This window comes from Helicobacter sp. 11S02629-2 (assembly GCF_002272875.1).
Taxonomy (GTDB): domain Bacteria; phylum Campylobacterota; class Campylobacteria; order Campylobacterales; family Helicobacteraceae; genus Helicobacter_I.
The window spans coordinates 1-653 of the sequence record NZ_MLAN01000051.1 but is presented as its reverse complement, the minus strand read 5'-3'; the positions used below and the strand labels follow the sequence as shown (position 1 = coordinate 653).

General features: G+C 36.4%; 1 protein-coding gene. It reads right to left on the bottom strand.

What is annotated here, in order from left to right:
* The coding region (locus BKH40_RS08865; RefSeq protein ID WP_180675180.1) for a hypothetical protein at positions 1-653 on the bottom strand (653 nt) is incomplete at both ends.

Genomic DNA, 653 nt, shown 5'->3' with positions numbered 1-653 from the left:
TCATTACTTTGTGCTAAGTCTTTTGAAGCCTCTTTTTGAGTGTTTTTTACAGCCTCTTTTTTATTAGCAAAAAAGCTTCTTATAAAGTTAGCCTTATAAGCCTCGCTTTGTGTTATCTCTTTCCACTTTTTTGCCATGCTAGTTATTATGTTTTGATTGTGGCGAGGCAAGGTTTTAAAGCTTGGCTCTTCAATTATTGTCTTTAGTAGTCCATTAACATCTAAAAGCTCTATATCTCTTTTGTGTCTTAAAGCATTAGCCACTACTTTATTTACGGGTAGTAAAGGGTCTCCAGCTACTAGGGTTGCAAACATCCTTACTAAGAAGTTATTAGCCTTTTGTCTTGCACTTCCTTCTGGATTTTGGGCTATTGTAGAAGGAGGGCTAACCCTATTTAAGGTGTTATCCCCACTAAAAAGCCACGGGTCTCTTTTCCATATATCCCCTAAGACTGAAGCTGTGTTTGCTTGGTCTTTTATAAGGGGTGAAGCAAAGTTATCTTTTATGCCACTTAAGTCTTTTTGTAATCTTACAAAGTCAGTGTAGCTAAATTCTTTATTACCATGTGTGTTTAAGGCTATAAGCTTTTTTAGTACGCTTCCTTCTAGCTTTTCCCTGCTTCCTTTACCTAGTTTTTCTACGTAAGAAAAAGC